The following is a 20823-nucleotide window of genomic DNA, read 5'->3' as shown; positions in this document are numbered from 1 at the left end:
ATCGTCGGGTTTTATTTCATTCGTGCAACAATATACGGTGAATGCGCTTCCCTGTCAAAAAGTATTCGCCGGTGCGAGGTTATTAAATTGTTTCGTGATGGTTTTTTACACACTCCAGCTCAACCAAAATTGCAGAGGGATAGAGATCACTTTTGGATGGAACAGGGGGATGACATCTTACACCGCGGCAAACAATCCAAGCAGGGTATCGACGCAGTTTTCCATGCTGAACCGCCGAAGCGCATCTTCTCTTGCGGCGTAGCCAAGCGAATTTTTCAACGGCTCGTTGTCCAGTAATCTATTTATTGCCTCGGCAAGAACCGCTGAGTCGCGCGGTTCAACAAGAAGTCCCGTTTGTTGGTGCGTGATGATCTCCGGCGGTCCGCCGATATCGGTGGCAATGATCGGTTTTTTCATCGCCATCGCCTCGATCACCACAATGCCGAATGTTTCGCTGAACGAAGGAAGGACAAAAATATCCAGCGCAGCCATCAACCGCGGAACGTCGTCCGTGAACGGAAGAAATTTCACGGATTCGTCGGCATCAAGCGATCGGCAGAGCTTCTGCAAATACTCCTTATATCCCGGTTCGCCCGCCGTTTCGTCCCCGGCGATGAGAAGGAGCGTTTCTGGATGATGTTTCAGAACTTCGGGCATGGCGCGAAGAAGAACTTCCTGCCCCTTGCCCGGATCGAGGCGTCCGAGAACGCCGACGATCTTCCTGCTGTGCGGCAATCCAAAGAAGGAGCGGGCTTCCGATTGAGCGAATTGTGACGGCTCAAATCTCTCAAGATCGGTGCCGAGCGGAACAACTTTCACTTTGGCGCTTTTCATCGGTGTCGTCGCAAGCGCATTGTCCTTCATCGTGTTTGTCAGAGTGATCCAGAGCGACAAGCGCGAAAAAATCCACCGATGCCAGAGATCGCGCTTGTTGTGCCTCGAATCCATCTGCTGATAAAAAACAAGTTTGGGCGAGGGAAACAAATATGCTGCAAGTGCCGCAAGATGAATATCCTGCGACTGCATCATCACAACAAGGCCGATCTTGTGTTCCTTCAGGATGCCGGCAAGCTTGCGCGCGGCAAAGATATCTCCATACCTCCATCGCGGCATAAGCGTTGCCATCTTAATTCCCCATTCAACCGCGCGCTGCTCGAGCGGAGATGACGGCGGAACGATCACCATTGCATGAATTCCCCGGGAATTGATTCCCTTCACGAGGCGGAGTGTAGATAGTTCAAGCCCTCCCAGCGCACGGGAAAAACAGACGAAGGCTATACGTTGAGAGGAACGAGGCGGATTCATAGAAGAAACGAGCTGACTCTCGTTGGCGAACAATAATTTTGCTGAGCCAATATAAGGGGTGGGACAAGGATTATCAAGAAGAGGAGGGATGTTTACGTTCTCGTTCCCGATCTGAGATCGGGAACGAGATGATGCTGCAATGGACGCCCGCTTTCGCAGGCATGACAATTTTCTTTTTCAAACTTGAATATTGCCATTGATGACACCAGAATAAAACGTTGGGACGCTCGCACTGAGGATCCCGGTAAGAATGCTGCGTGTTATTTTGCTGCAGACGTGTCGAACACCGCCAATTGTACTTTCGCCCACGTCGAAAAAGGCTCTCCCTGATTTTCGGAGGACGATCGTCTGCCGCCTCCACCCCCTCCACCCCCGCGCCGGCCTCGTCCCCCCCCTCCGTATCCTCCGCCGCCATATCCACCTTCTCCTCCCATCCCGCCACGGCCGCCGCTTTCGGCTACACCCTCGGTGGGCCGGGGCGAACTTTTTGCATTCGAAGTCTCCGCGCCGACACCGATGACCGCTCCCGATTTTGCTCCGACCGTGAACGGACTCGTACTTCGATCGGAGAGGGGAACTTTCATTTCATAAACGAGCACGCCGTTGGCGATCTTGTACTTCGCCTCGATCCCCCCTGCTTCCGCAAAGGTCATCGGATGATGATCGTCTTTTCCCGGCCCCTCGATCTCCAGGTCGTCGGCCGGCATCGTGCTTTGTGTTATCGAGGGCTGGCTTCCCGCATCCGAACCGGCCTCCGATTCCGGACGGACGGCCTCGAACCCCATCGGATAATGGACTCCGAACTTTTGATCCTTCCCCCCTTCAACGTCGAACCAAACGGTCATCCCTCTTCTCGCAACCTGATTCCTGAGATTCCGATTGGTGGAGACCAAGCCGATATATATAAAGTCGGAATCGTTGAGAATAGCGATCGACGTTTCTTTGTCGTCGAGCAGCACGAGCGAGGTTCCCCATTCGGTGTTTCTTCCGTCGATGACAATGGGACGATTCCGCCAATGGCTTTTGAGGTCGATCATGCCGCAGCCGGCCATACAACAGAGGGAAGCAATAAGCACGCTGCGTAAATTCCGCCGGACACCGACAGCGCTTCGTCGAAAAGCGGAAATCCATCGTGAATAATTCTTCATAGACCGAGAACTTTTTGAAATTGGAATTTTAAAAAAAATGCCGCAGTGATGTTGATTAGAACACCGCCGGCGGCAAAGGTTTAACTTTTGGGATCGGACTCAGTGGCGCTTTATGTTCTTCGTGAAATCCTTCAATACCGTTTGGAGGTTCGGTTCGCCGATTTCTTCGAGGTCGTACGTCGCCCGAAGAGCCGGCTTCCTGATCTTCACGATCCGGTTCAAATCGATCGGCGTTCCGATAATGACAACATCACACGGCACCTTGTTGATCGTCTTTTCGAGGTCGTGCACCTGACGGTCGCTGTAGCCCATGGCAGGCAGGAGCGTCCCGATCTTCGGGTATGCCTGGAAAGTCTTTTGGATCTCGCCCGTTGCATACGGCCGCGGGTCGATGATCTCTGCCGCGCCGAATTTCTGAGCGGCAACCGTCCCGGCGCCGATCTTCATCTCGCCGTGGGTCAGCGTCGGCCCGTCTTCGATGACCAGTACTTTCTTTCCGGCAACGAGCTCATTACGCTCCAGCATTATCGGAGATGCGGCGTCAATGATCTTCGCTTTTGCGTTGACGCTTCGAATATTCGCACGGAGTTTCACCACCGCTTCCGGCGCGGCAGAATCGATCTTGTTGATGATGACAACGTCGGCTATCCGGAGGTTCGCTTCGCTCGGATAGTACGTCAACTCGTCGCCGGTGCGCAGGGGGTCGGCTACGACAATGTGGAGGTCGGGCTTATAGAACGGAAGGTCGTTGTTCCCCCCGTCCCAAATAATGACATCGGCGTCGTTCTCGGCCTGGCGCAGGATCGCCTCGTAATCGACGCCGGCGTAGATGATCGTCCCGCTGACGATATGCGGCTCGTACTCCTCCATTTCTTCGATCGTGCATTTATGCTTCTTCAGGTCGGCAAGAGCTGCAAAGCGCTGAACTTTCTGCTTCTCCAGATCGCCGTACGGCATCGGATGGCGGACCGCGGCAACGCGGAACCCGGATTCATGCAGCAGTTTTGCGACCTTCCGGGAAGTCTGGCTTTTTCCGCTCCCGGTGCGGACGGCACAAACGGAAATGACCGGCCTGGTGCTTTTCACCGTTGTCTCACGGGTTCCGAGAATCTTGAAATGCGCCCCGGCGGCGGTCGCACGCGAGCCAAGGCTCATGACACGGCGGTATGTTACGTCGCTGTATGAAAAGACCACCTCATCGACATTGTGGTCGGCGATCAATCGCTCAAGGTCCTTTTCTTCGTGGATGGGTATACCCTTCGGGTACAACCCGCCCGCTAATGCCGCCGGATATTTTCTTCCGGCGATGTTTGGAATTTGCGCCGCGGTAAATGCAACGACGTTGTATTCAGCCCTCCCCCGGTACACCATGTTGAAATTATGAAAATCCCTTCCAGCCGCCCCGACGATAATTGTGTTGATTCGTTTGTTTTCTGACATAACCGGCTCCTTTGTTGGTAGGATGATTCAAGATCAGTCCAGCGACCGAATGACCTTCGCTATGCGGGCAAATGCCCAGTCAATTTCCTTTTTGGTGATGACAAGAGGAGGCGCGAATCGGATGACCGAGTCGTGCGTCTCTTTGCAGAGAATATTTTCCTTCATCAGCGCTTCGCAGTACGGCCGCGCTTTGGTATCAAGAACAAGGCCGATCCATAGACCTTTGCCGCGGACTTCCCTGATATGCGGGCTTTTGATCGAACGGAGCTTTTCGATGAAATAGGCTCCGAGCTTGAACGAACGGTCCGCCAGCTTTTCCTTCACCAGCACCGTCAATGCCGCACATGCAACGGCGGCCGCGAGCGGATTGCCGCCGAACGTCGAACCGTGATCCCCCGGAGTGAACACACCGAGGATCTCTTTGCTTGACAGCACCGCCGAGACCGGGTAGAATCCTCCCGCCAGCGCTTTTCCGATGATCACGATATCCGGTCGAATGCTGTCGTACTCGAACGCGAACATCTTGCCGCTCCGGCCCAGTCCCGATTGAATTTCATCGGCAATGAGCAGCACATTATTTTCTTTGCAGAGTCGCGACGCCTCGCGCAGATATCCCTCGGGGGGAACAACAATGCCTGCTTCCCCCTGAATCGGCTCTATTAAGAACGCCGCTGTATTCTTATTGATCGCCCGCTGCAGAGCGCCGGTGTCGCCGTAGTTGACGATCGTGAAGCCGGGGGTAAACGGACCGAAACCGTTTCGATACTGTGCCTCGGTCGAGAAACTGACGATGGTCGTGGTCCGGCCGTGAAAATTATCCGCCGCACAAATGATTTCCGCCTTATTTTCCGGTATGCCTTTCACCGTATAGCCCCATTTCCTTGCCGCTTTGATCGCCGTCTCAACGGCTTCAACTCCCGTGTTCATCGGGAGTGCGGCCTCATAGCCGGTAAGGTCGTGAAGCATCTTATACAAAAGAGGAAGCTGATCGTTGCGGAAGGCGCGGCTGGTCAACGTCACCTTTCTTGCTTGCCGGGTAAACGCTTTGAGAATACCGGGATGACAATGCCCCTGATTTACCGCGGAATATGCCGCGAGACAGTCGAGATATTTTTTTCCGTCGACATCCGTCACCCAAACGCCTTTTGCTTTGTGGATGACGACGTCGAGCGGCCGGTAGTTGTGAGCGCCGTATCGCTCTTCGAGTGAGATGTAGTCCTGAGTCTTCATAGAACATTCCATGCTCCTGGTGAGTGAAGTTGCCTGAATGAATTGAGTAACAGCAGGAAGAACGGCGAGGACGTCAGGTCAAATTGAGGTAATAGGCGACCAGCGCTGAATCGAAGAGCGCCGGCGTCGGATTGCCGGCATGGTACATTTTTAATGCAGTGTCATTCATGTTCAAACAACAGTGTCAGCAGCGCCATGCGGACATACAGTCCGTTGCGTGATTGACGGAAATACACCGCGCGGGGGTCGTTGTCCGCTTCCGGGGCGATCTCCACCGAGCGGGGAAGAGGATGCATCACGACGGCATTCGATTTCATATTCTTCAACACGTCGGCGTCAATATTGTACGCCGCAAGGTCGATGTCGCTCTGCCGCAGCCGCTCGCGGTCAATATGGGTTTGATACACCACGTCGATCTGCGGAAGAATTTTTTCCGGGCTCTCAGCCAGCTCATATTCAACTCCGTGATGATCCAAATACGCGAGAATATCGGGTTTGATCTGCATCTCTTTCGGGGCGATGAAATACAGCTTCACCCGCTCAAACTTGCTGAGCAGATACGCCAGCGACCGGGCCGTGCGGCCTTCATCAAGCGCTCCGATGAGGGCGACGGAAAGGCCGTTCAATGCCTTGCATTCTCTGTAAATTGTATAAAGATCAAGCAGCGCCTGCGTCGGGTGCTGGCCGCCCGCGCCTTCACCTGCATTGATCACGGGAACGGCAGAAACTGCAGCCGCTCGTTTTGCAGCCCCCTCTTCCGAATGCCGGAGGACGATCACATCGCTGCAGCTTGCAATGATGCGAATCGTGTCTTCCAGATGCTCTCCTTTCACTTCGGAGGAAAACTCGTTCGCCCGTTCGGTCGAAAGGACGCTTCCGCCGAGCCTGTGCATTGCCGCCTCGAAGGAAAAGCGCGTCCGGGTGGAGGGTCGGTAGAAGAGCGTCGCCATGATCTTATTTTCGTAGTCGCGCGTCCCGCCGCGGGCGACGATCTTCTCCATCTGCTGCGACCTGTCGAACAACTCCATCAACAGCGGGACCGTGAACTGCTGTGATTCGATGACGTGCTTCAGATGCATTGTGTGCTCCGTTAGACTCTCATGGAACGATATGCGTGCCGGTCTTCCCATCCACAGCGTCGATCAGGCACTCATACGAAGTAATGATCGCTTCCTTCCCCCCGCTTTTAAGGTACCGGATCGCCGATTCGACTTTCGGCCCCATGCTCCCCGCGGCGAATTGCTTTTCAGCGAGATGAACCTCCATTTCCCTTACCGTCGTTTGTCCTACCGGACGCTGCCCCGGCTTTTTATAGTCGAGGTAGACCTGTTTCACGTCCGTGCTGATGATGAACAGGTCGGCGTTGAGGCTCGATGCAAGAAGTGCGGAGGCGCGATCTTTGTCGATCACCGCTTCGGACCCGAGAACGCGGTAGTGTTCCTTTTCGATCACGGGAATTCCCCCGCCGCCGACAGCGATGACGATCATGTCGAGGTTCAGGATCTTGCGGATGATGTCCTGCTCAAAAACCTCGACCGGTTCCGGCGAAGGAACGACTCTCCGGTAGCCGCGCGAGGAATCTTCGACGATATTCCAGCCGAGGGCTTTCTGTTTTTCTTCTGCGACGGTCTTCGAATAGAACGGTCCGATCGGCTTGGTCGGATTTGTGAAGGCCGGGTCGTTCTCGTCGACGCGCACCTGCGTGAGCACCGTCATGACCGGCGTGAAGAGTCCGATCTGCCGGAGCTCGTATTCCATTGCCCGTTGGATGATATAGCCGATCTCGCTCTGCGTTGTCGCTACGCAAATGTCGAGCGGGTGCGTATAGACTTCGCCCGCCGCGCGCTCGGAGCGGAGGAGCGCGGCGCCGACCTGCGGGCCGTTGCCGTGCGTGATCACCAACCGCCAGCCGCGGGCGACCATCTGCACGATGTTCCGCGCCGTTGCGTGGGCATTGGCAAGCTGTTCATCGATCGTTCCGCGTTCACCGGCGTGAATGAGGGAATTTCCCCCGATCGCTATGAGAGCAGTTTTGGGCATGGTGCTTTTTCGCTCCCCCTGCCTTTCTGAATGGATCATCCCTTCTGGAGAGCGTTGCAAGGTTTAGGTTTTCCGTATAACGCAAAACCCATCACTCATCCCCCCTTCATCAATTGATACATAATCGCTTTTTGCGCGTGCAGCCGGTTCTCGGCTTCGTCGAACACAACCGATTGTTTCGAGTCGATCACTTCATCTGTCACTTCATCCCCCCTGTGAGCGGGGAGACAATGCATAAAAATCGCGTCTCTCTTTGCCCTTGCCATGAGCGCGGCATTCACCTGGTACGGAAGAAATATTTTCTTCCGCTCCTCGGCTTCGGCTTCCTGCCCCATCGACGCCCACACATCGGTGTAGACGACGTCGGCGTTCATCGCTCCCTCTTGCGGATCGTTGACGATCTGAATGACCGCGCCGGTCTGTTCCGCATCTTCCCGCGACTGTTCGATCGCAGTCGCATGCGGCTCATAGCCGGAAGGGGAGGCCACGGTGACGTTCACGCCGAGCCGGGCCCCGGCGAACATGAGGGAATGCGCGACATTGTTCCCGTCCCCGACGTAGCAGAGTTTCAACCCTTTAAGCTTCTTCTTTTTTTCCTGGATCGTCATAAAATCCGCCATCGCCTGGCAAGGATGGGAATAATCGGTGAGTCCGTTGATCACCGGAATCGATGCGTACGCCGCCATATCGGTCACGATCTGATGGGCGAATGTCCGGATCATGATCCCCTGGACCATCCTCTCGAGGTTCTTTGCCACATCGTGAATCGATTCGCGCTTCCCGAGGCTGATCTCCGCCGGCGACAGGTAGAGCGAAAAACCGCCGAGCTGCTGAATGCCGACATCGAACGAGGTGCGCGTGCGGAGCGACGGTTTTTCAAAAATAAGGGCAAGTGTTTTTCCCTGAAGCGACCTGCTGTACCGCTTTCTGTTCGATTTCATCTTGCGGGCGAGCGCAAACGTCGCAAGAATTTCTTTCGTGCTCATGTCTCTGATCGTCAGGAAATCGCGTTTTTTCACTGATACACTCCTTCGAAAAAATAGTCGATGAAATTATTTCAACAGAATCAGTTTTTTTGTCTGAACAAATTCCCCTGCCTGCAGCCGGTAAAAATAGACCCCGCTCGGCATCGATGCCGCATCCCATGAAATAGAATATTCTCCGGGATTCATCGTCGCGTTCGTCAGCACGGCGATCTCCTTTCCAAGGATATCGTAAATTTTCAACGTCACGAGCGTTGTCTTCGCCACCGCAAAATTTATTCGCGTGGCCGGGTTGAACGGGTTCGGATAATTCTGGTCGAGCTGATACACCAAAGGGTGAACATTCCCCCCCTGCGGTCGCACCGAGGTAAACGCCCCTCCCTGTTTCAAGACAATGTTGTTGTTCGGGTCGAAAAGAACGGCGGTCGGCGATTTGGCAAACGTGAATGTAAATTGCTGATTGTAGGCCGTGTTCATGACCCGGATCGTCGAGTCCGATCCGTCGGAAAATGAAAATTTCAGTTCAACCGGCATGGTAAAGGCTGGCGCATTCTCTTGCATCTGGTTCACATTGACCATGACCTTGCGCGCCACGGAATCGATCGAATAGGTATTCTGGTAAATGGGATGATTCGGCTCTTTGAGCCATTCATCGAGAAACCAGTGAAGATCCTGGCCGGATGCATCGCTCATTTTCTGGATGAAGTCGTCCGTCACGACATTTTTCAGCCGAAAATTCGCCGAGTCGGTGGCGTAGGCTTTTATCGAAGCGAAGAACACCGAATCGCCGAGCACGTACCGCAGCATGTGAAGGACACATGCTCCTTTGCAGTACGTGATCGCATAGTTGAACATCGTATTGACGTCGGGGGTCGTCACCGCCCATTGCTGATTGTAGATCGCCCAGCCGGGGTTTTCGACGAGGTACTCATTCGCATCGTCAAGGATGGTATTTTTATAGGACGCGGCGCCGCTGGTGTACTCATCCCATAATGCTTCACAGTATGTGGCGAATGCCTCGTTCAGCCAGACATCGGCCCACGTCCCCGGGCTGATCATATCGCCGAACCAGTGGTGCGCAAACTCGTGCGACACCAGGTCCTCGTCCCATGCCCCCGGTTCCAGGCTGATGAGCGTCTGGTTTTCCATCCCTCCCCAGATAAAACCCGCTCCGGGCGCGATCGTCGCGAGGCCGATTTTTTCAAAAGGATATTCTCCGAAGAGGGCTGAGTAGTGCGTCGCCATCGGCAGGATCTTCGTCTCGATGTCGTCGAGCGCCGCGACCGACTCTCCGGCATTCCAGTAAAAGAGGACCGGAATGCTGTCGTTCGGGTTTGCCAGCGTTCTCCAATATTCTTTGTCAAGGTTGTAGCCGACTTTTCCCGTCATCACCATCAAGTACGTTGCGATCGGGTCGCGGCTGATCCAACGGTAATAGATTGTGTCGGCATTTTTTGTGGAATCGGCGAGCCTGCCGTTCGAGCCGAGTTTCACCGTTGCGGGGACTTTAGCGGTCAGGTCGAGCGTCGCTTTGTCGGACGGTCGGTCCCAGCACGGAAACCATTTGCGCGCCCCTTCGGGTTCGCAATCGGTGAACGCCATTCCTGCGCTGGCATAAAATGCATGGTCTGCAACGTTATTGTGGCGGTAATATATCCTGACGCTCGCCGTATCTCCCGGCTGCAGCGTTGAAGCGAGCGTGATTGTAAGAATGTCTCCGGAATGAGCAAAGGATTTTCCGGCCAGCGTAACGGAATCGATCGTGAGCGAAGTATTGACGGCGTTCAACTGGATGGCGCTGAGAACAGAATCAGCTTTGAACGTCATTGTGTTCGTTGCAGAATAAGAGCCGGGATACGGGGATAAGAAGCAATTGTACAAATCGACCGACAAGGTATAATTCAGGACATCAAAGGAATGCTGCGGAGTGTTGGCCGATAGAGCGCTTGTCAGAACAGCGGCTTGTTTCATCCGCTTCATCGAGCAGAGCTTGGATCCCGACATCGGGAGACTTTGCGGAAAGAGCATGCCGTTCAGGAGAAACGTCAAAGCGGCCGGAATCCCGAACAGGATCAATCCTCTTCTTAGATGTCGACAGTCTGACATAAAAACCCACTTCACGCTGAATATAAGAATTATTTCTCTCGGTTTCCCGATCCGCCGCCGGATGATGTACCCTCACGTTGTCATTCGTAGGTCAGACATTCTTGTCTGACCTCTCCTTCGAAAACACATTTCTGTTGAATAACCAATTCGTCCTAAAACTTGGCCAACAACAGAGCATTCTTCGGATATTGCCTGATCAGCTTCAGTACCGCAAGCATTGCTTCTTTCGGCGGCAATTTCGCAATGGAGCGCCTCAACGCCTGATGCGCGGCGGTGTTGCCTCCAAAGAGGAGTTCTTCCCGCCGGGTTCCGGAAACGGGAAGGTTGATCGCCGGAAAGATCCTTTCGTTCGCCATTCCCCTGTCGAGGACGAGCTCCATATTTCCCGTCCCCTTGAATTCTTGGAAGATCAATTCATCCATGCGCGAGTTGGTTTCGACGAGCGCGGTCGCGATGATCGTGAGCGATCCGCTGTGCTCGCAATTGCGCGCCGCGCCGAAAATGCGTTTCGGGATCTCGAGCGCGCGGATGTCCACGCCGCCGGACATCGTCCGTCCGCTGCTTTTCTGATGGATGTTGAACGCTCTGCCGAGCCGGGTGAGCGAGTCGAGCAGGATGACAACATCTCTTCCCGTCTCGACTTTTCGTTTTGCGTATTCGAGGACGAGTTGTGCGAGCCGGACATGGCTCCCGCGTTCGCTGTCGCTCGAGCTCGCAAAAACTTCTCCTGAAATGGAACGGCGCATGTCCGTCACCTCTTCCGGGCGCTCGTCGATGAGCAGAACAAGCAGATCGATCTTCGGGTGGTTCACGCTGATGGCGTGGGCGATCTGCTGCATCAGCATCGTCTTTCCCGCTTTCGGAGGAGAAACGATCAGCGCCCGCTGCCCTTTGCCGAGAGGACAGAAGAGATCGATGATCCGCATCGCGACATCGCTCTTCTCTCCTTCCAGCCGGATAAGTTCGTTCGGTGAAACGACGTCATACGACGAAAATTCTTTTACTGTTTTCCATTCTTCGGCAGGGAGAGAATTGATGCGCTCGATCTTCGATACCTGCGGCATCCCTCTTCCCGGTGATTCGGCGTTTCCTTCAATCGAGACACCCTCTCGAAGGCCGAAACGCTGAATAAGCGAAGCCGGAACGTGCACATCCTGATCGCCGGCAGTGAGGCCGTGCGACAGCGTTCGGATAAAACCGCGCCGTTGGGGGTCTATTTCAAGTATGCCGGAAAAGGTCGTTGACATGAAAACATGAGTAAAAAACCAGAACTGAAGCAGGGCGGGAATCCGGGGGTAGTTGCTCGTCCTTACACAATCCGTCGAAGCCGCGGTCTCTTTGAGGTCGCCGACCTCATGCACAAAGATAAGCGTCTTTCAGAGCAATGGCAAATGGAGAATAGTGATAAAAGCGGCGGTTTTGGGCAATTTTTGCAGAAATAAAGGCAGAGACGGCCGGTTTTTCGTTCCCAAACGGGTTTGGGAACGAGAGTGTGTCGGGAAGGGAATCTTTCAAAGATCCATGTAAGTCGCAATGTTTCCCGTTCCCAGGCGGAGTTTGGGAGCGCAGATTAAAAGGAGGCCGGGCTGTACCAGTAGTGGCGCGGGTCAAAGAAACCGCAGATGAACCATGCGCATGATGTTCATCAGGTCGGAGAACGCCGTCCCGATCATCTCTCCGAAGGGTAATTTTCGTTTGATCCCTTTGAACAGCGGATATTCTTCGTCGAGCGCGATGCGATCGTCCCACTTCCTGATGGTCTGTGCCGAGTCGCATCCCCAGCGGAGAATGGCGCTTTTGTCCATTCCGCCTCCTTCGATCACCTTCTTGTTCGCGACCTTGACCCCAAATTCAGAGCTGGCATCGAAGATCATTTCTCCTTTTGGGAAAAGGCCGGCCAGCTTGATGAAAAAGCTTTTGATCTCTTCCTCATCAAAATAATAGAAAACGCCCGCCGAGGAGAAGAAGACGCCGTCAACGATCTTCAGCTGATGGAGCCAGGCATCGTCGAGGAAGGAAGAGGGAATAAACCTTCTTCGCTCTGTTTCCGGGAGAAAGACCTTTCTCAGCTCGATGACATCGGGAAGATCAAGATCGTACCATGTCAGCGATCCGTTGTCGACCCTCTCGAACGTCGTATCAAGACCGCAGCCGATATTGACGATCGTTGCCGACGGATGTGCCTGCAGGAACTGACGGATCGTCCGATCGATGTGCAGGCTTCGGGCGATCCATGCGAGCTGGCTTATCGGGCTGATGTTGCGCGCTATCGCCGAAAAATCATAATCGATCGAATTGATGATATCGGCCGCCGCCGTATCGATCAACAGCGGCTTCTTTTTCCGGGCCTCCACAGCACGCCCCCATAACGGCAGAAGGAGCGTCTCTTGGACATTTTCAAGATGGATGGAGAGTTTGCGGGACATTGTTGTTTAGCGGCTGATTGGGTGAAACGGTTGAACACGAAGTTAGTGCCGAGCTTGTCATTTATCCTGACTCCTCCGTTGAGAAAAATCTTACAGCGGGACCTTTCGATTGAAGTATTTTGAATAATCACGCGGCGGAGCGGGCATATAAGTTTCTTTGAGCAGATGCGAGGAGATCAGAAAGTCCGCGGTCGAGCGGTTGCATGCCGTCGGAATATTATAGAGAACGGCGATCCGCAGCAACGCCTTCACGTCGACTTCGTGGGGCTGCGGTTCCATCGGATCCCAAAAGAAGATCAGGATATCGATCTCCCCTTCGGCGATCAGGGCGCCGAGCTGCTGGTCGCCGCCGAACGGACCCGATTTCAGCTTCAGGATCTTTATCTCATCGCGATGTTTTGCGCCGGCGTTCTTCTTCAGCGCATCGGTCACGAGTTTTCCGGTCGTCCCCGTGCAGATCAATTTGTGATCGAGAAGAGTGCCGCTGTTATAGCTCACCCATTCGACCATATCTTTCTTACAATTATCGTGGGCGACAAGGGCAACACGTTTTCTTGGATCCATTTTTTCGCCTTCGAATACTTTATCATAAAGTAAACGTGAATTAATTGAATGGCAAGTAGTTTTTGGGAAGTGTTACGTCTCCGCATTCGATGCTTTTGGACAAGGATTCTCTCGTTCCCAATCTCCGATTGGGAACTGAGTGAAAACCTTCGACCGCAGACCAAATGACCGGAGGCGCTCCTAACAGGAGTTTGGGAGCGAGGGGAGAAATTCTCAAGCCGCAAACTACCGTTTCGGGTTGAAGAATCGATCGGCGGTGATGATTGTTCATCTGCAATAAATAACAAACCCCGATCGCTTAAATAATCGGGGCTCGCTGCATCATTTACCAGGGCGTCACACCTGAGGTGCGGCCTCTTTTCTTCCGTAGACCAGGGCGACAACGACTCCCGCGATGACGTATTCAATGAGCGTCAAAACGAACCAATGGAGAGCAAGTGCGTGCGGAATCGGGAAGCTCGCATACGTGCCAAGTCCAAACCCGCTGGCAACGATCATGCCGACATAGAAGCCATACCGGATACCCTCCATGATTCCTTTGTTTTCATACCCTTTTGAGAAGATAACGACGAAAAAGAATGCAGTTATGAGTTTCACCACATGCAGCACCCACATCTTCGCCATCATATCTGCTCGCCAGACGCTCTGCATGGCCATATACGTGCTCATTAAAATGACGCCATGGATGAGTGCATCAAGGACTTCGAGGGTAAGAAATACAGCGACGAAACCGATCAACAATTTTTTCATGGATATCCTCCGCGTTGGTGGACGTGAAAAATGCTGTGACGGATTTCAAAACGAAGCAAGTATAGAGATATGGTGAGACATTGTCAAGGGGGGGTACAGCTAACAATGAACAATGATCAATGATCAATGATCGATGATCAATCAATCGTATCTGCACTCATGTCCTCATCAGCTTCTTATACTTGATCCGGTGGGGTTGGTCGGCAGTAATGCCGAGACGTTTCTTCCTGTCCTCCTCGTACTCGGTGTAATTCCCGTCATACCAGAACACTTTGCTTTCCCCCTCAAAGGCGAGGATGTGCGTTGCGATGCGGTCGAGGAACCAGCGGTCGTGAGAGATGACGACGGCGCATCCGGCAAAATTCATCAGCGCTTCTTCGAGCGCGCGGAGGGTGTTGACGTCGAGGTCGTTGGTCGGCTCGTCGAGAAGGAGAACGTTCGCCCCCTCCTTCAAAATCTTTGCAAGGTGGACTCGGTTGCGCTCGCCGCCGGACAACTCGCCGGTCCTCTTCTGCTGATCGCTCCCGCTGAAATTAAACCGGGCGACATATGCCCGTGAATTGACTTCGCGGTTTCCCAGCTTCAGAAGGTCTTCTCCTCCGGAAATTTCCTGCCAGATCGTTTTCTCCGGATCGAGGGGCCGGCTCTGGTCGACGTAGGCGAGCTTTACCGTCTCGCCGATCTTGAACTCACCGGAATCCGGCTTTTCGCTTCCGGTAATCATGCGGAACAATGTCGTCTTGCCGGCGCCGTTCGGACCGATCACCCCGATGATGCCGCCGTGTGGGAGGGAAAAGTTCATGTCTTCGACCAGAAGATTGTCGCCATAGGCTTTTGACACATTATGGGCCTCGATAGCGACGTCCCCGAGCCGTGGACCGGATGGGATGAAAATTTCCAGCTCTTCGTTCCGCTTCTCTGATTCGTCGGCGAGCATTTTCTCGTATGCCGCGATGCGCGCCTTGCTTTTCGCGTGGCGCCCCTTCGGGTTCATTCTAACCCATTCCAGCTCTTCCGAAAGAGCCTTCTGCCGTTTCGATTCCTGCTTCTCTTCGACGCTGAGCCGTTGCTGCTTCTGCTCGAGCCAAGAGGAATAATTTCCTTTGAAGGGGATGCCTTCGCCCCGGTCCAATTCCAGGATCCAGCCCGCCACGTTATCAAGAAAATACCTGTCATGTGTTACCGCGAGAACGGTTCCTTTATACTGACTGAGATGCTGTTCAAGCCAGGCCACGGATTCGGCGTCGAGATGATTGGTCGGTTCGTCGAGGAGGAGAACATCGGGTTCCTGCAGAAGAAGCCGGCAGAGGGCCACGCGGCGGCGCTCGCCGCCGGAAAGAACGCTTACCGGGGTCTCTCCTGGGGGACAGCGAAGAGCGTCCATTGCCTGCTCCAGCTTGCTGTCGATATCCCACGCATTGAGATGGTCGATCTTCTCCTGAAGATTTCCCTGCTTTTCCAGCAACTTGTCGATGTCGGCATCAGGCTCGCCGAACTTCGCGGTCACCGCCTCATACTCTTTGATGAGTGCAACGATCTCATGAACGCCTTCCTCCACGATCTCTTTCACGGTCTTCGCCGGATCGAGCTCCGGTTCCTGCGGCAGGTAGCCGAATGAGATCCCTTTTTGCGACGTGATCTCGCCGATGTATTCTTTGTCGATTCCCGCGATGATCCGGAGGAGCGTGCTTTTCCCGGCCCCGTTCAACCCGAGTACGCCGATCTTCGCGCCGTAGAAGAACGAGAGATAGATGTCCTTCAGGACCTGTTTGTTCGGCTTGTGGATTTTCCCGACGCCGACCATCGAGAAGATGATTTTATTGTCGCTCACTGAACTTCCAGGGTGATATATTTCTGATGAGGGTTTAAGAACGCTGTGACGAACTGCGAAACACCGCCTATCGATGGTGAGGTGACGTTACCCTGCCGTTTCCTGGCCTGTATCCAAATACAGAACCTTATCATCGGCGTTGTAGCCGAAGAGCTCACCGTACCTCGCCCATCCGACCATCGTTTCAAAAAGTTTCTCGACATCTTCATTGGGAAGGATGATGGCGAGCTGTTCAAGGACGATCTCTTCGTCGAGGTTCAGCGATTCGTTCTTCTGCAGCATACCGGAGATGACCTCGAACAGTCTCAGCGAAAGGAGCTGTTGTTTGAACAGCAGCTTTCTGTTGTTGACGTCCGCCTTCAGGAATTGCTTTCCGGTGTCGGTGAAGACGACGTTGTGCTTCGGCGTATCGACAAAATCGAGCAGTTCGGCGGCTTTGACCACAGTGATGGTAGAGCCGAAGTCTTTTCCGGTCTTCTGCGCAAGGTCGAAAATGTCGACGGTGCCGTTGTTGTCGTCAAGAATTTCCAGCAAGCCGAGGATCTCTCCCGGTGCGGCATACGGCAGCGGCTCCACATGGCGCGCTACCGCGGTCGGCACAGAAGGAACCGCTTCGTCCGGAATGATCGCGCTGGTGATGATGTCGTGGATGCGGTCGATCATCGTGAGAAACGCGGGAGAGCGCATGTCGCGCGGATGCGGCATGTCGTTCTGCAAAATGATGCGGATCGAGCCCGGATTGCTGCCGAGCACGACGATGCGGTTCGCGAGGAAGACCGCTTCGCGGATATCGTGCGTCACGAACAGGACGCTCTTGATTTCCACCTTGTGGTCGAGCCAGAGATTGAGCACTTCGGCGCGCAGGTTCTCCGCCGTCAGTACGTCGAGGGCGCTGAACGGCTCGTCCATGCACAGCAGCTCCGGCTGGACGACGATCGCGCGCGCGATGCCGACGCGTTGTTTCATCCCGCCGGAAAGCTCCTTCGGGTATGCCTCTTCAAAGCCTTCCAAGCCGACCTTATCGACCGCCTGCCGGACGCGGGTACGGAGATCTTCCTCCGGAAGCTGGAGCCATTCCAGCCCCATCGCGATATTCTCATGGACCGTCAGCCAGGGATACAGGGCAAAATTCTGAAAGACGATCGCCGCGCGCGGGTGGAATCCGACGAGCGGCTTTTCATAGGCGAGAACTTCTCCCGTCGTCGGAGTGATAAGACCGGTGAGGATGCGCATCATCGTCGACTTCCCCGACCCCGACGGCCCAAGAAGAGCGACGATCTCGCCCGGATGGATCTGCAGCGAAACATTTTCCAGCACTTTCAAGTCCGCACCGTTCGGAAGCGTGAACTCCTTGCAGACGTTGCGGATTTCGGCGATAGCGATCGAGTTCATTTGTTCAGGCTGTATTGGGTTTCTGCAATGCGATAGAGTTTTTTCCAGAAGAGTTTGTTAATCGTGACGACCGTTGCTGCCATGACAAGGACGCTCGCGGCGAGGATGCCGAAGTTCGCGGCGTCGGTGGCGTCGGTGATGGTGGAACCGAGCCCGGTCGCGATCAATGTCTTGTCGCCAAAATGGACGTACTCCGCAACGATGCTGGCATTCCAAGCGCCGCCGGTCGCCGTCACCCAGCCGGTGACCAGCGACGGAAATATTCCGGGAAGGATGAGGCGTTTCCATACCTGCCACTTCGTCAACCGCGAGACGTTCGCGACTTCACGGAGGTCCTGCGGAATCCCCATGGCGCCGGCGATCACATTAAAGAGAATATACCATTGCGTACCGAGGAGCATCAGCACGACCGCGCCGATCTCGATGCCGATGCCCGCGCCGGAGAGAACCATGATCACCAGCGGGAAAAGCATCGGTGCGGGGAACGACGCGGCAACTTGCGCCACGGGCTGGAGGATGCGCGACAATTTCGGGTTGAGTCCGATGGCAACGCCGGCCGGTACCATCAACGCCGTGCCGACGACGACGGCTACGAACACGCGGATGAACGTAAAAAGGAGGCGCAAAAAGATCGTCAGCCATTCGGCGGCTGCGACCTCGGCAAAAAGGCCGAACATTTTCCACGAGCCCAAAATAACGGCCGCCAGCATCGCGGCGGTCACAAGCCAGCCGGAGATCTTCTTAAACAATCGGCTTGCCTGAACCGAAGAAATCGCCTCACGCTTTTCCAGCGCAACGATGCCGTTTGTCACGCTCACCGACACGGATGCGTACATCGGATTCCACACGCTTTCCCGCGCAAATTTCAGCAACTTCGATTCCCGCAGCATATCGAGCACGAACGACTTCTCCGTCTCGGAAGCTTCCGTGTCCTCAAATTTATATTTCTGCGCCCACGCGACGATCGGCCGCCAGAAGAACTGGTCGACGACAACGATCATCGTTGTCATGGCGATGATGGCGTAGATCATGGCCGGGACATTTCCGTTCGCGATGGCAACGCTCATGTAGGAACCGATCCCCGGGAGCCGGAAGTCTCTTGTCCCCAAAACGAACGCCTCGTTAATGGTGAGAAAGAACCAGCCGCCGGCCATCGACATCATGCTGTTCCAGATCAATCCGATCGCAGAGTACGGAAGCTCCAGCTGCGTGAACCGGCGCCACCATCCGAGCCGGTACACGCTCCCCGCTTCACGCAACTCCGACGGTATCGCGCGGAGCGAATTGTAAAAACTGAACGTCATGTTCCAGACCTGCCCCGTAAAGATCATGATGACCGCAGCAAGTTCGAGGCCGATGTTCGACGTCGGGAAGAGGGCAACGAGCGCCAGGACGAGCGTCGGAAGGAATCCGAGAACAGGAATGCTCTGGAGGATGTCGAGAAGGGGGATCATCACCTTCTCGGCGCGCCGGTTATAGGCGGCGACGTAGCCGTAGACGATCGTGAAGACAAGCGAGATACCGTACGCCACGAACCCGCGGACGAGGGAAAAGAAGGTGTACTTCGGCAGGGCGAGCGGCGAGAGATCGATGTCGACTTTCGGGCGAAGAACGCCGTTCCATTCTTTCCCGACGCCCACGAGACTGTATAACAGCGCCGCGAGCGCAAGGAAGACCAGCGGGTCGACCCAGCTCACGGAACGACGGAGGCGGACGTAGGCACGAATCAGAGACATGAAAAGCGAATTGGATTGCTATGAAGATAGAGAAAAGCGGTATGAGAGGCAATACAGAAGCGATGATGGGAATATTATTTTACAGAAACAGAATTCTTACGGAAGAATCTTTTGCAGTATGACCATGAGGCTTCGCTGGCAACCGCTCTGGCATGAACGGTCTCCTGTTTTCTCAGCCGGAGAATTTCCGCGCACCGATCCGCGGTATTCGGATGCGTGCTGATCCATTCGAGCCGTTTGGGAAAGTCGTTCGTTTCCCGCGACAAACGAAAAATCACATCGGCAAAGGATTGCGGGTCGATGTCGGCCCTTGCCATCATGTGAACTGCGGCCGCGTCTGCTTCGCTCTCCAATGTTCTGTCGAACGCCGTCGAGGAAAGGAGACGCGCGGTTTCGCGGGCGATCTCAGAGCCGGCGTCCCCCCCTGCAAGGGTCGTCAGCATCGACAGACCGACTTCCTTCCTCAGCCGCTTCATGACATGCCCGTGCTGAATGTGGCCAATCTCATGGGCGAGGACGCCGCTCAATTCTTCCGGGGTTTTACAGTAACCGATCATACCGGTATAAACGACAAGCTGACGGTCCGGAAGAGCGATCGCGTTCACCTCATTGCTCACGATGATATGGAGGGTGATCGAGGAATCGGCAATGCCGTTCGCCGTGCAAAGCCGCTCCTTTATTCCTTCGACAACGTGATAGACCGTATCTGAGCCAAGCTCACCGTTCCTTTTTTGCAGCTCATCAAGAATTAACTCTCCGAGGTTATGCTCGGCTTCTCTTGTCAATTCATCGACGCGGAACAATTTCAAATAGTCGAAGCGGCTCAACAGAAACCAGGTCCCGAAAAAAAGCACTGCGATGGCGGCGAAATGACCTGCGATCCTTGACATGTTATGCTTTCACCAGCATTTCCGTGAGCGGACCGAAGAACCACCAGACAACATGGTTTCCTTTTCGCGTCCGAGAGGCGGCGTGGATCGTGGCGATAAATTCGGCGAGGTTGAAAAGAATGATCGTGAGGAGGTACGAGACATAACCGTTCGAGATCGTCGTCCGGTCGAATATGATCCCGAGCGTCCAATACAATCCGGCGGCATTCACCGGCAGCGTGAAGAGCTGCGCCAGCAGGGTCTGGGTACAATGCCAGCGGACAAAGTATGCCGACTTTCTGTTTGCAAAATAAAAGATTGCGGATGCAATCACGTTGACGATCGGCAGCGGAAGCCCGGCCATGATCACGACGAGCGACATCAGGTAGCTGTTCGACGCGCGCTCGGATTCATACTCGTCCGGTCTGTAAAAAAATTCCCCCGGCGCCATGCTATAATCCCTTTGCGATATTCCAACACCAGTTGAGAGCGACGATCGCGGCGGCACAGAGAGCAAGAGGTTTGTTGCGAAGCAGGAGCTGCTCTGTGCGCAAATAGTGACGGTAGAAACTGTCGCTTCTCCGGAGCACGTCGGCCGCGATCCAAAGCGGAATGACCACGATCCCAGCAGCGAGCAGGAAGCCGAACGGATTCATCATCAGCGATGCGCGAAGTTCGCCGTTCATTAAAAGGAGAAGCGAGCGCGTTGTGCCGCACGACGGACACGGAAGTCCGGTGACCTCTTTGAACAAACAGACCGACGGCAGCGCTGAATGTTGTGAACCTTCGATAACATTCCATCCCAGCCACGCATAACCGACGAGCGACAATCCGGCCAGGAACACATAAAGATTTCTTTTAGCCATTCAACGCTCAATACATGACTTGCAGAATACGGTTCAAATTATATTCGCGCGTTTTTCCGAGGATGAGAAACCAATCAACGATCGTCCAGATACCGAGCCCGCCGCAGGTTATCAATTTTGCGATGCCGAGACCGATC

General features: G+C 54.5%; 19 protein-coding genes. 1 reads left to right on the top strand and 18 read right to left on the bottom strand.

Going from position 1 to position 20823, the window contains the following annotated elements; genetic code table 11:
• Positions 1–177 precede the first annotated feature (177 nt).
• From VMF88_12635 to rho, 9 genes are all read right to left on the bottom strand, one after another.
• Entirely contained in the window at positions 178–1305 is a 1128-nt protein-coding gene (locus VMF88_12635; GenBank protein ID HTY11905.1) for a glycosyltransferase family 4 protein, read from the bottom strand.
• 260 nt (positions 1306–1565) lie between these two features.
• Positions 1566–2453, bottom strand: coding sequence for a hypothetical protein (locus VMF88_12630; GenBank protein HTY11904.1), 888 nt, complete (start codon positions 2451–2453; stop codon positions 1566–1568).
• A 99-nt stretch (positions 2454–2552) separates the two neighbouring features.
• Positions 2553–3893: a cyclic 2,3-diphosphoglycerate synthase gene (locus VMF88_12625; GenBank protein ID HTY11903.1), complete on the bottom strand. Its 1341-nt coding sequence runs from the start codon at positions 3891–3893 to the stop codon at positions 2553–2555.
• 33 nt (positions 3894–3926) lie between these two features.
• Complete coding sequence (gene rocD, locus VMF88_12620; protein HTY11902.1) at positions 3927–5123, bottom strand: ornithine--oxo-acid transaminase; 1197 nt, start codon at positions 5121–5123, stop codon at positions 3927–3929.
• Positions 5124–5284: 161 nt separating this feature from the next.
• Positions 5285–6202 carry an aspartate carbamoyltransferase gene (pyrB, locus tag VMF88_12615; GenBank protein HTY11901.1) on the bottom strand — a complete coding sequence of 306 codons (918 nt, stop codon included), beginning with the start codon at positions 6200–6202 and terminating at the stop codon, positions 5285–5287.
• Positions 6203–6221: 19 nt separating this feature from the next.
• Complete coding sequence (arcC, locus tag VMF88_12610) at positions 6222–7163, bottom strand: carbamate kinase (GenBank protein ID HTY11900.1); 942 nt, start codon at positions 7161–7163, stop codon at positions 6222–6224.
• Positions 7164–7258: 95 nt separating this feature from the next.
• Positions 7259–8182, bottom strand: coding sequence for an ornithine carbamoyltransferase (argF, locus tag VMF88_12605; protein ID HTY11899.1), 924 nt, complete (start codon positions 8180–8182; stop codon positions 7259–7261).
• Between the two features lie 33 nt (positions 8183–8215).
• Positions 8216–10252, bottom strand: a complete 2037-nt coding sequence (locus VMF88_12600) for a M1 family aminopeptidase (GenBank protein ID HTY11898.1) — start codon at positions 10250–10252, stop codon at positions 8216–8218.
• 152 nt (positions 10253–10404) lie between these two features.
• Entirely contained in the window at positions 10405–11499 is a 1095-nt protein-coding gene (gene rho, locus VMF88_12595; GenBank protein ID HTY11897.1) for a transcription termination factor Rho, read from the bottom strand.
• Positions 11500–11505: 6 nt separating this feature from the next.
• Here rho and VMF88_12590 point away from each other — a divergent pair, with 6 nt between their 5' ends.
• The gene (locus tag VMF88_12590) at positions 11506–11694 is read left to right on the top strand and encodes a hypothetical protein (GenBank protein ID HTY11896.1); all 189 of its coding nucleotides are present in this window, start codon (positions 11506–11508) and stop codon (positions 11692–11694) included.
• A 165-nt stretch (positions 11695–11859) separates the two neighbouring features.
• On the opposite strand, the gene VMF88_12585 is transcribed toward VMF88_12590, so the two are convergent.
• The 9 genes from VMF88_12585 to VMF88_12545 all read right to left on the bottom strand — a co-directional run bounded on the left by VMF88_12585 (position 11860) and on the right by VMF88_12545 (position 20686).
• Positions 11860–12678: a class I SAM-dependent methyltransferase gene (locus VMF88_12585; GenBank protein ID HTY11895.1), complete on the bottom strand. Its 819-nt coding sequence runs from the start codon at positions 12676–12678 to the stop codon at positions 11860–11862.
• Positions 12679–12768: 90 nt separating this feature from the next.
• Positions 12769–13242 carry a methylglyoxal synthase gene (locus tag VMF88_12580; protein HTY11894.1) on the bottom strand — a complete coding sequence of 158 codons (474 nt, stop codon included), beginning with the start codon at positions 13240–13242 and terminating at the stop codon, positions 12769–12771.
• A gap of 336 nt (positions 13243–13578) precedes the next feature.
• Complete coding sequence (locus VMF88_12575; GenBank protein ID HTY11893.1) at positions 13579–13992, bottom strand: hypothetical protein; 414 nt, start codon at positions 13990–13992, stop codon at positions 13579–13581.
• Positions 13993–14149: 157 nt separating this feature from the next.
• Positions 14150–15823, bottom strand: coding sequence for an energy-dependent translational throttle protein EttA (gene ettA / locus VMF88_12570; GenBank protein HTY11892.1), 1674 nt, complete (start codon positions 15821–15823; stop codon positions 14150–14152).
• 87 nt (positions 15824–15910) lie between these two features.
• Positions 15911–17215, bottom strand: coding sequence for a nitrate/sulfonate/bicarbonate ABC transporter ATP-binding protein (locus VMF88_12565; protein ID HTY11891.1), 1305 nt, complete (start codon positions 17213–17215; stop codon positions 15911–15913).
• A complete protein-coding gene (locus VMF88_12560) occupies positions 17212–18951 on the bottom strand; it encodes an ABC transporter permease subunit (protein HTY11890.1) in 1740 nt (579 codons plus the stop codon). The genes VMF88_12565 and VMF88_12560 overlap by 4 nt, the downstream gene beginning before the upstream one ends.
• Before the next feature lie 74 nt (positions 18952–19025).
• Positions 19026–19841 carry a M48 family metallopeptidase gene (locus tag VMF88_12555; protein HTY11889.1) on the bottom strand — a complete coding sequence of 272 codons (816 nt, stop codon included), beginning with the start codon at positions 19839–19841 and terminating at the stop codon, positions 19026–19028.
• A gap of 1 nt (position 19842) precedes the next feature.
• Complete coding sequence (locus VMF88_12550) at positions 19843–20271, bottom strand: hypothetical protein (protein HTY11888.1); 429 nt, start codon at positions 20269–20271, stop codon at positions 19843–19845.
• 1 nt (position 20272) lies between these two features.
• Positions 20273–20686, bottom strand: coding sequence for a DUF2752 domain-containing protein (locus VMF88_12545; protein ID HTY11887.1), 414 nt, complete (start codon positions 20684–20686; stop codon positions 20273–20275).
• Positions 20687–20823: the final 137 nt, after the last annotated feature.

The sequence above is a fragment of the Bacteroidota bacterium genome, assembly GCA_035506275.1.
Taxonomy (GTDB): Bacteria; Bacteroidota; Ignavibacteria; order UBA10030; family UBA8401; genus JAGVPT01.
Note: the sequence above shows the minus strand (reverse complement) of the source record. Positions and strands in the feature narration are given on the sequence as shown.

Bases quoted from the DNA above. Each gene is read 5' to 3' on its own strand.
- VMF88_12590 (HTY11896.1), top strand. From the start codon at position 11,506: ATGAGTAAAAAACCAGAACTGAAGCAGGGCGGGAATCCGGGGGTAGTT.
- VMF88_12635 (HTY11905.1), bottom strand. From the start codon at position 1,305: ATGAATCCGCCTCGTTCCTCTCAACGTATAGCCTTCGTCTGTTTTTCC.
- VMF88_12625 (HTY11903.1), bottom strand. From the start codon at position 3,893: ATGTCAGAAAACAAACGAATCAACACAATTATCGTCGGGGCGGCTGGA.
- VMF88_12630 (HTY11904.1), bottom strand. From the start codon at position 2,453: ATGAAGAATTATTCACGATGGATTTCCGCTTTTCGACGAAGCGCTGTC.
- VMF88_12565 (HTY11891.1), bottom strand. From the start codon at position 17,215: ATGAACTCGATCGCTATCGCCGAAATCCGCAACGTCTGCAAGGAGTTC.
- rocD (HTY11902.1), bottom strand. From the start codon at position 5,123: ATGAAGACTCAGGACTACATCTCACTCGAAGAGCGATACGGCGCTCAC.
- VMF88_12560 (HTY11890.1), bottom strand. From the start codon at position 18,951: ATGTCTCTGATTCGTGCCTACGTCCGCCTCCGTCGTTCCGTGAGCTGG.
- VMF88_12550 (HTY11888.1), bottom strand. From the start codon at position 20,271: ATGGCGCCGGGGGAATTTTTTTACAGACCGGACGAGTATGAATCCGAG.
- VMF88_12555 (HTY11889.1), bottom strand. From the start codon at position 19,841: ATGTCAAGGATCGCAGGTCATTTCGCCGCCATCGCAGTGCTTTTTTTC.
- VMF88_12575 (HTY11893.1), bottom strand. From the start codon at position 13,992: ATGAAAAAATTGTTGATCGGTTTCGTCGCTGTATTTCTTACCCTCGAA.
- VMF88_12600 (HTY11898.1), bottom strand. From the start codon at position 10,252: ATGTCAGACTGTCGACATCTAAGAAGAGGATTGATCCTGTTCGGGATT.
- VMF88_12545 (HTY11887.1), bottom strand. From the start codon at position 20,686: ATGGCTAAAAGAAATCTTTATGTGTTCCTGGCCGGATTGTCGCTCGTC.
- arcC (HTY11900.1), bottom strand. From the start codon at position 7,163: ATGCCCAAAACTGCTCTCATAGCGATCGGGGGAAATTCCCTCATTCAC.
- pyrB (HTY11901.1), bottom strand. From the start codon at position 6,202: ATGCATCTGAAGCACGTCATCGAATCACAGCAGTTCACGGTCCCGCTG.
- VMF88_12580 (HTY11894.1), bottom strand. From the start codon at position 13,242: ATGGATCCAAGAAAACGTGTTGCCCTTGTCGCCCACGATAATTGTAAG.
- rho (HTY11897.1), bottom strand. From the start codon at position 11,499: ATGTCAACGACCTTTTCCGGCATACTTGAAATAGACCCCCAACGGCGC.
- VMF88_12585 (HTY11895.1), bottom strand. From the start codon at position 12,678: ATGTCCCGCAAACTCTCCATCCATCTTGAAAATGTCCAAGAGACGCTC.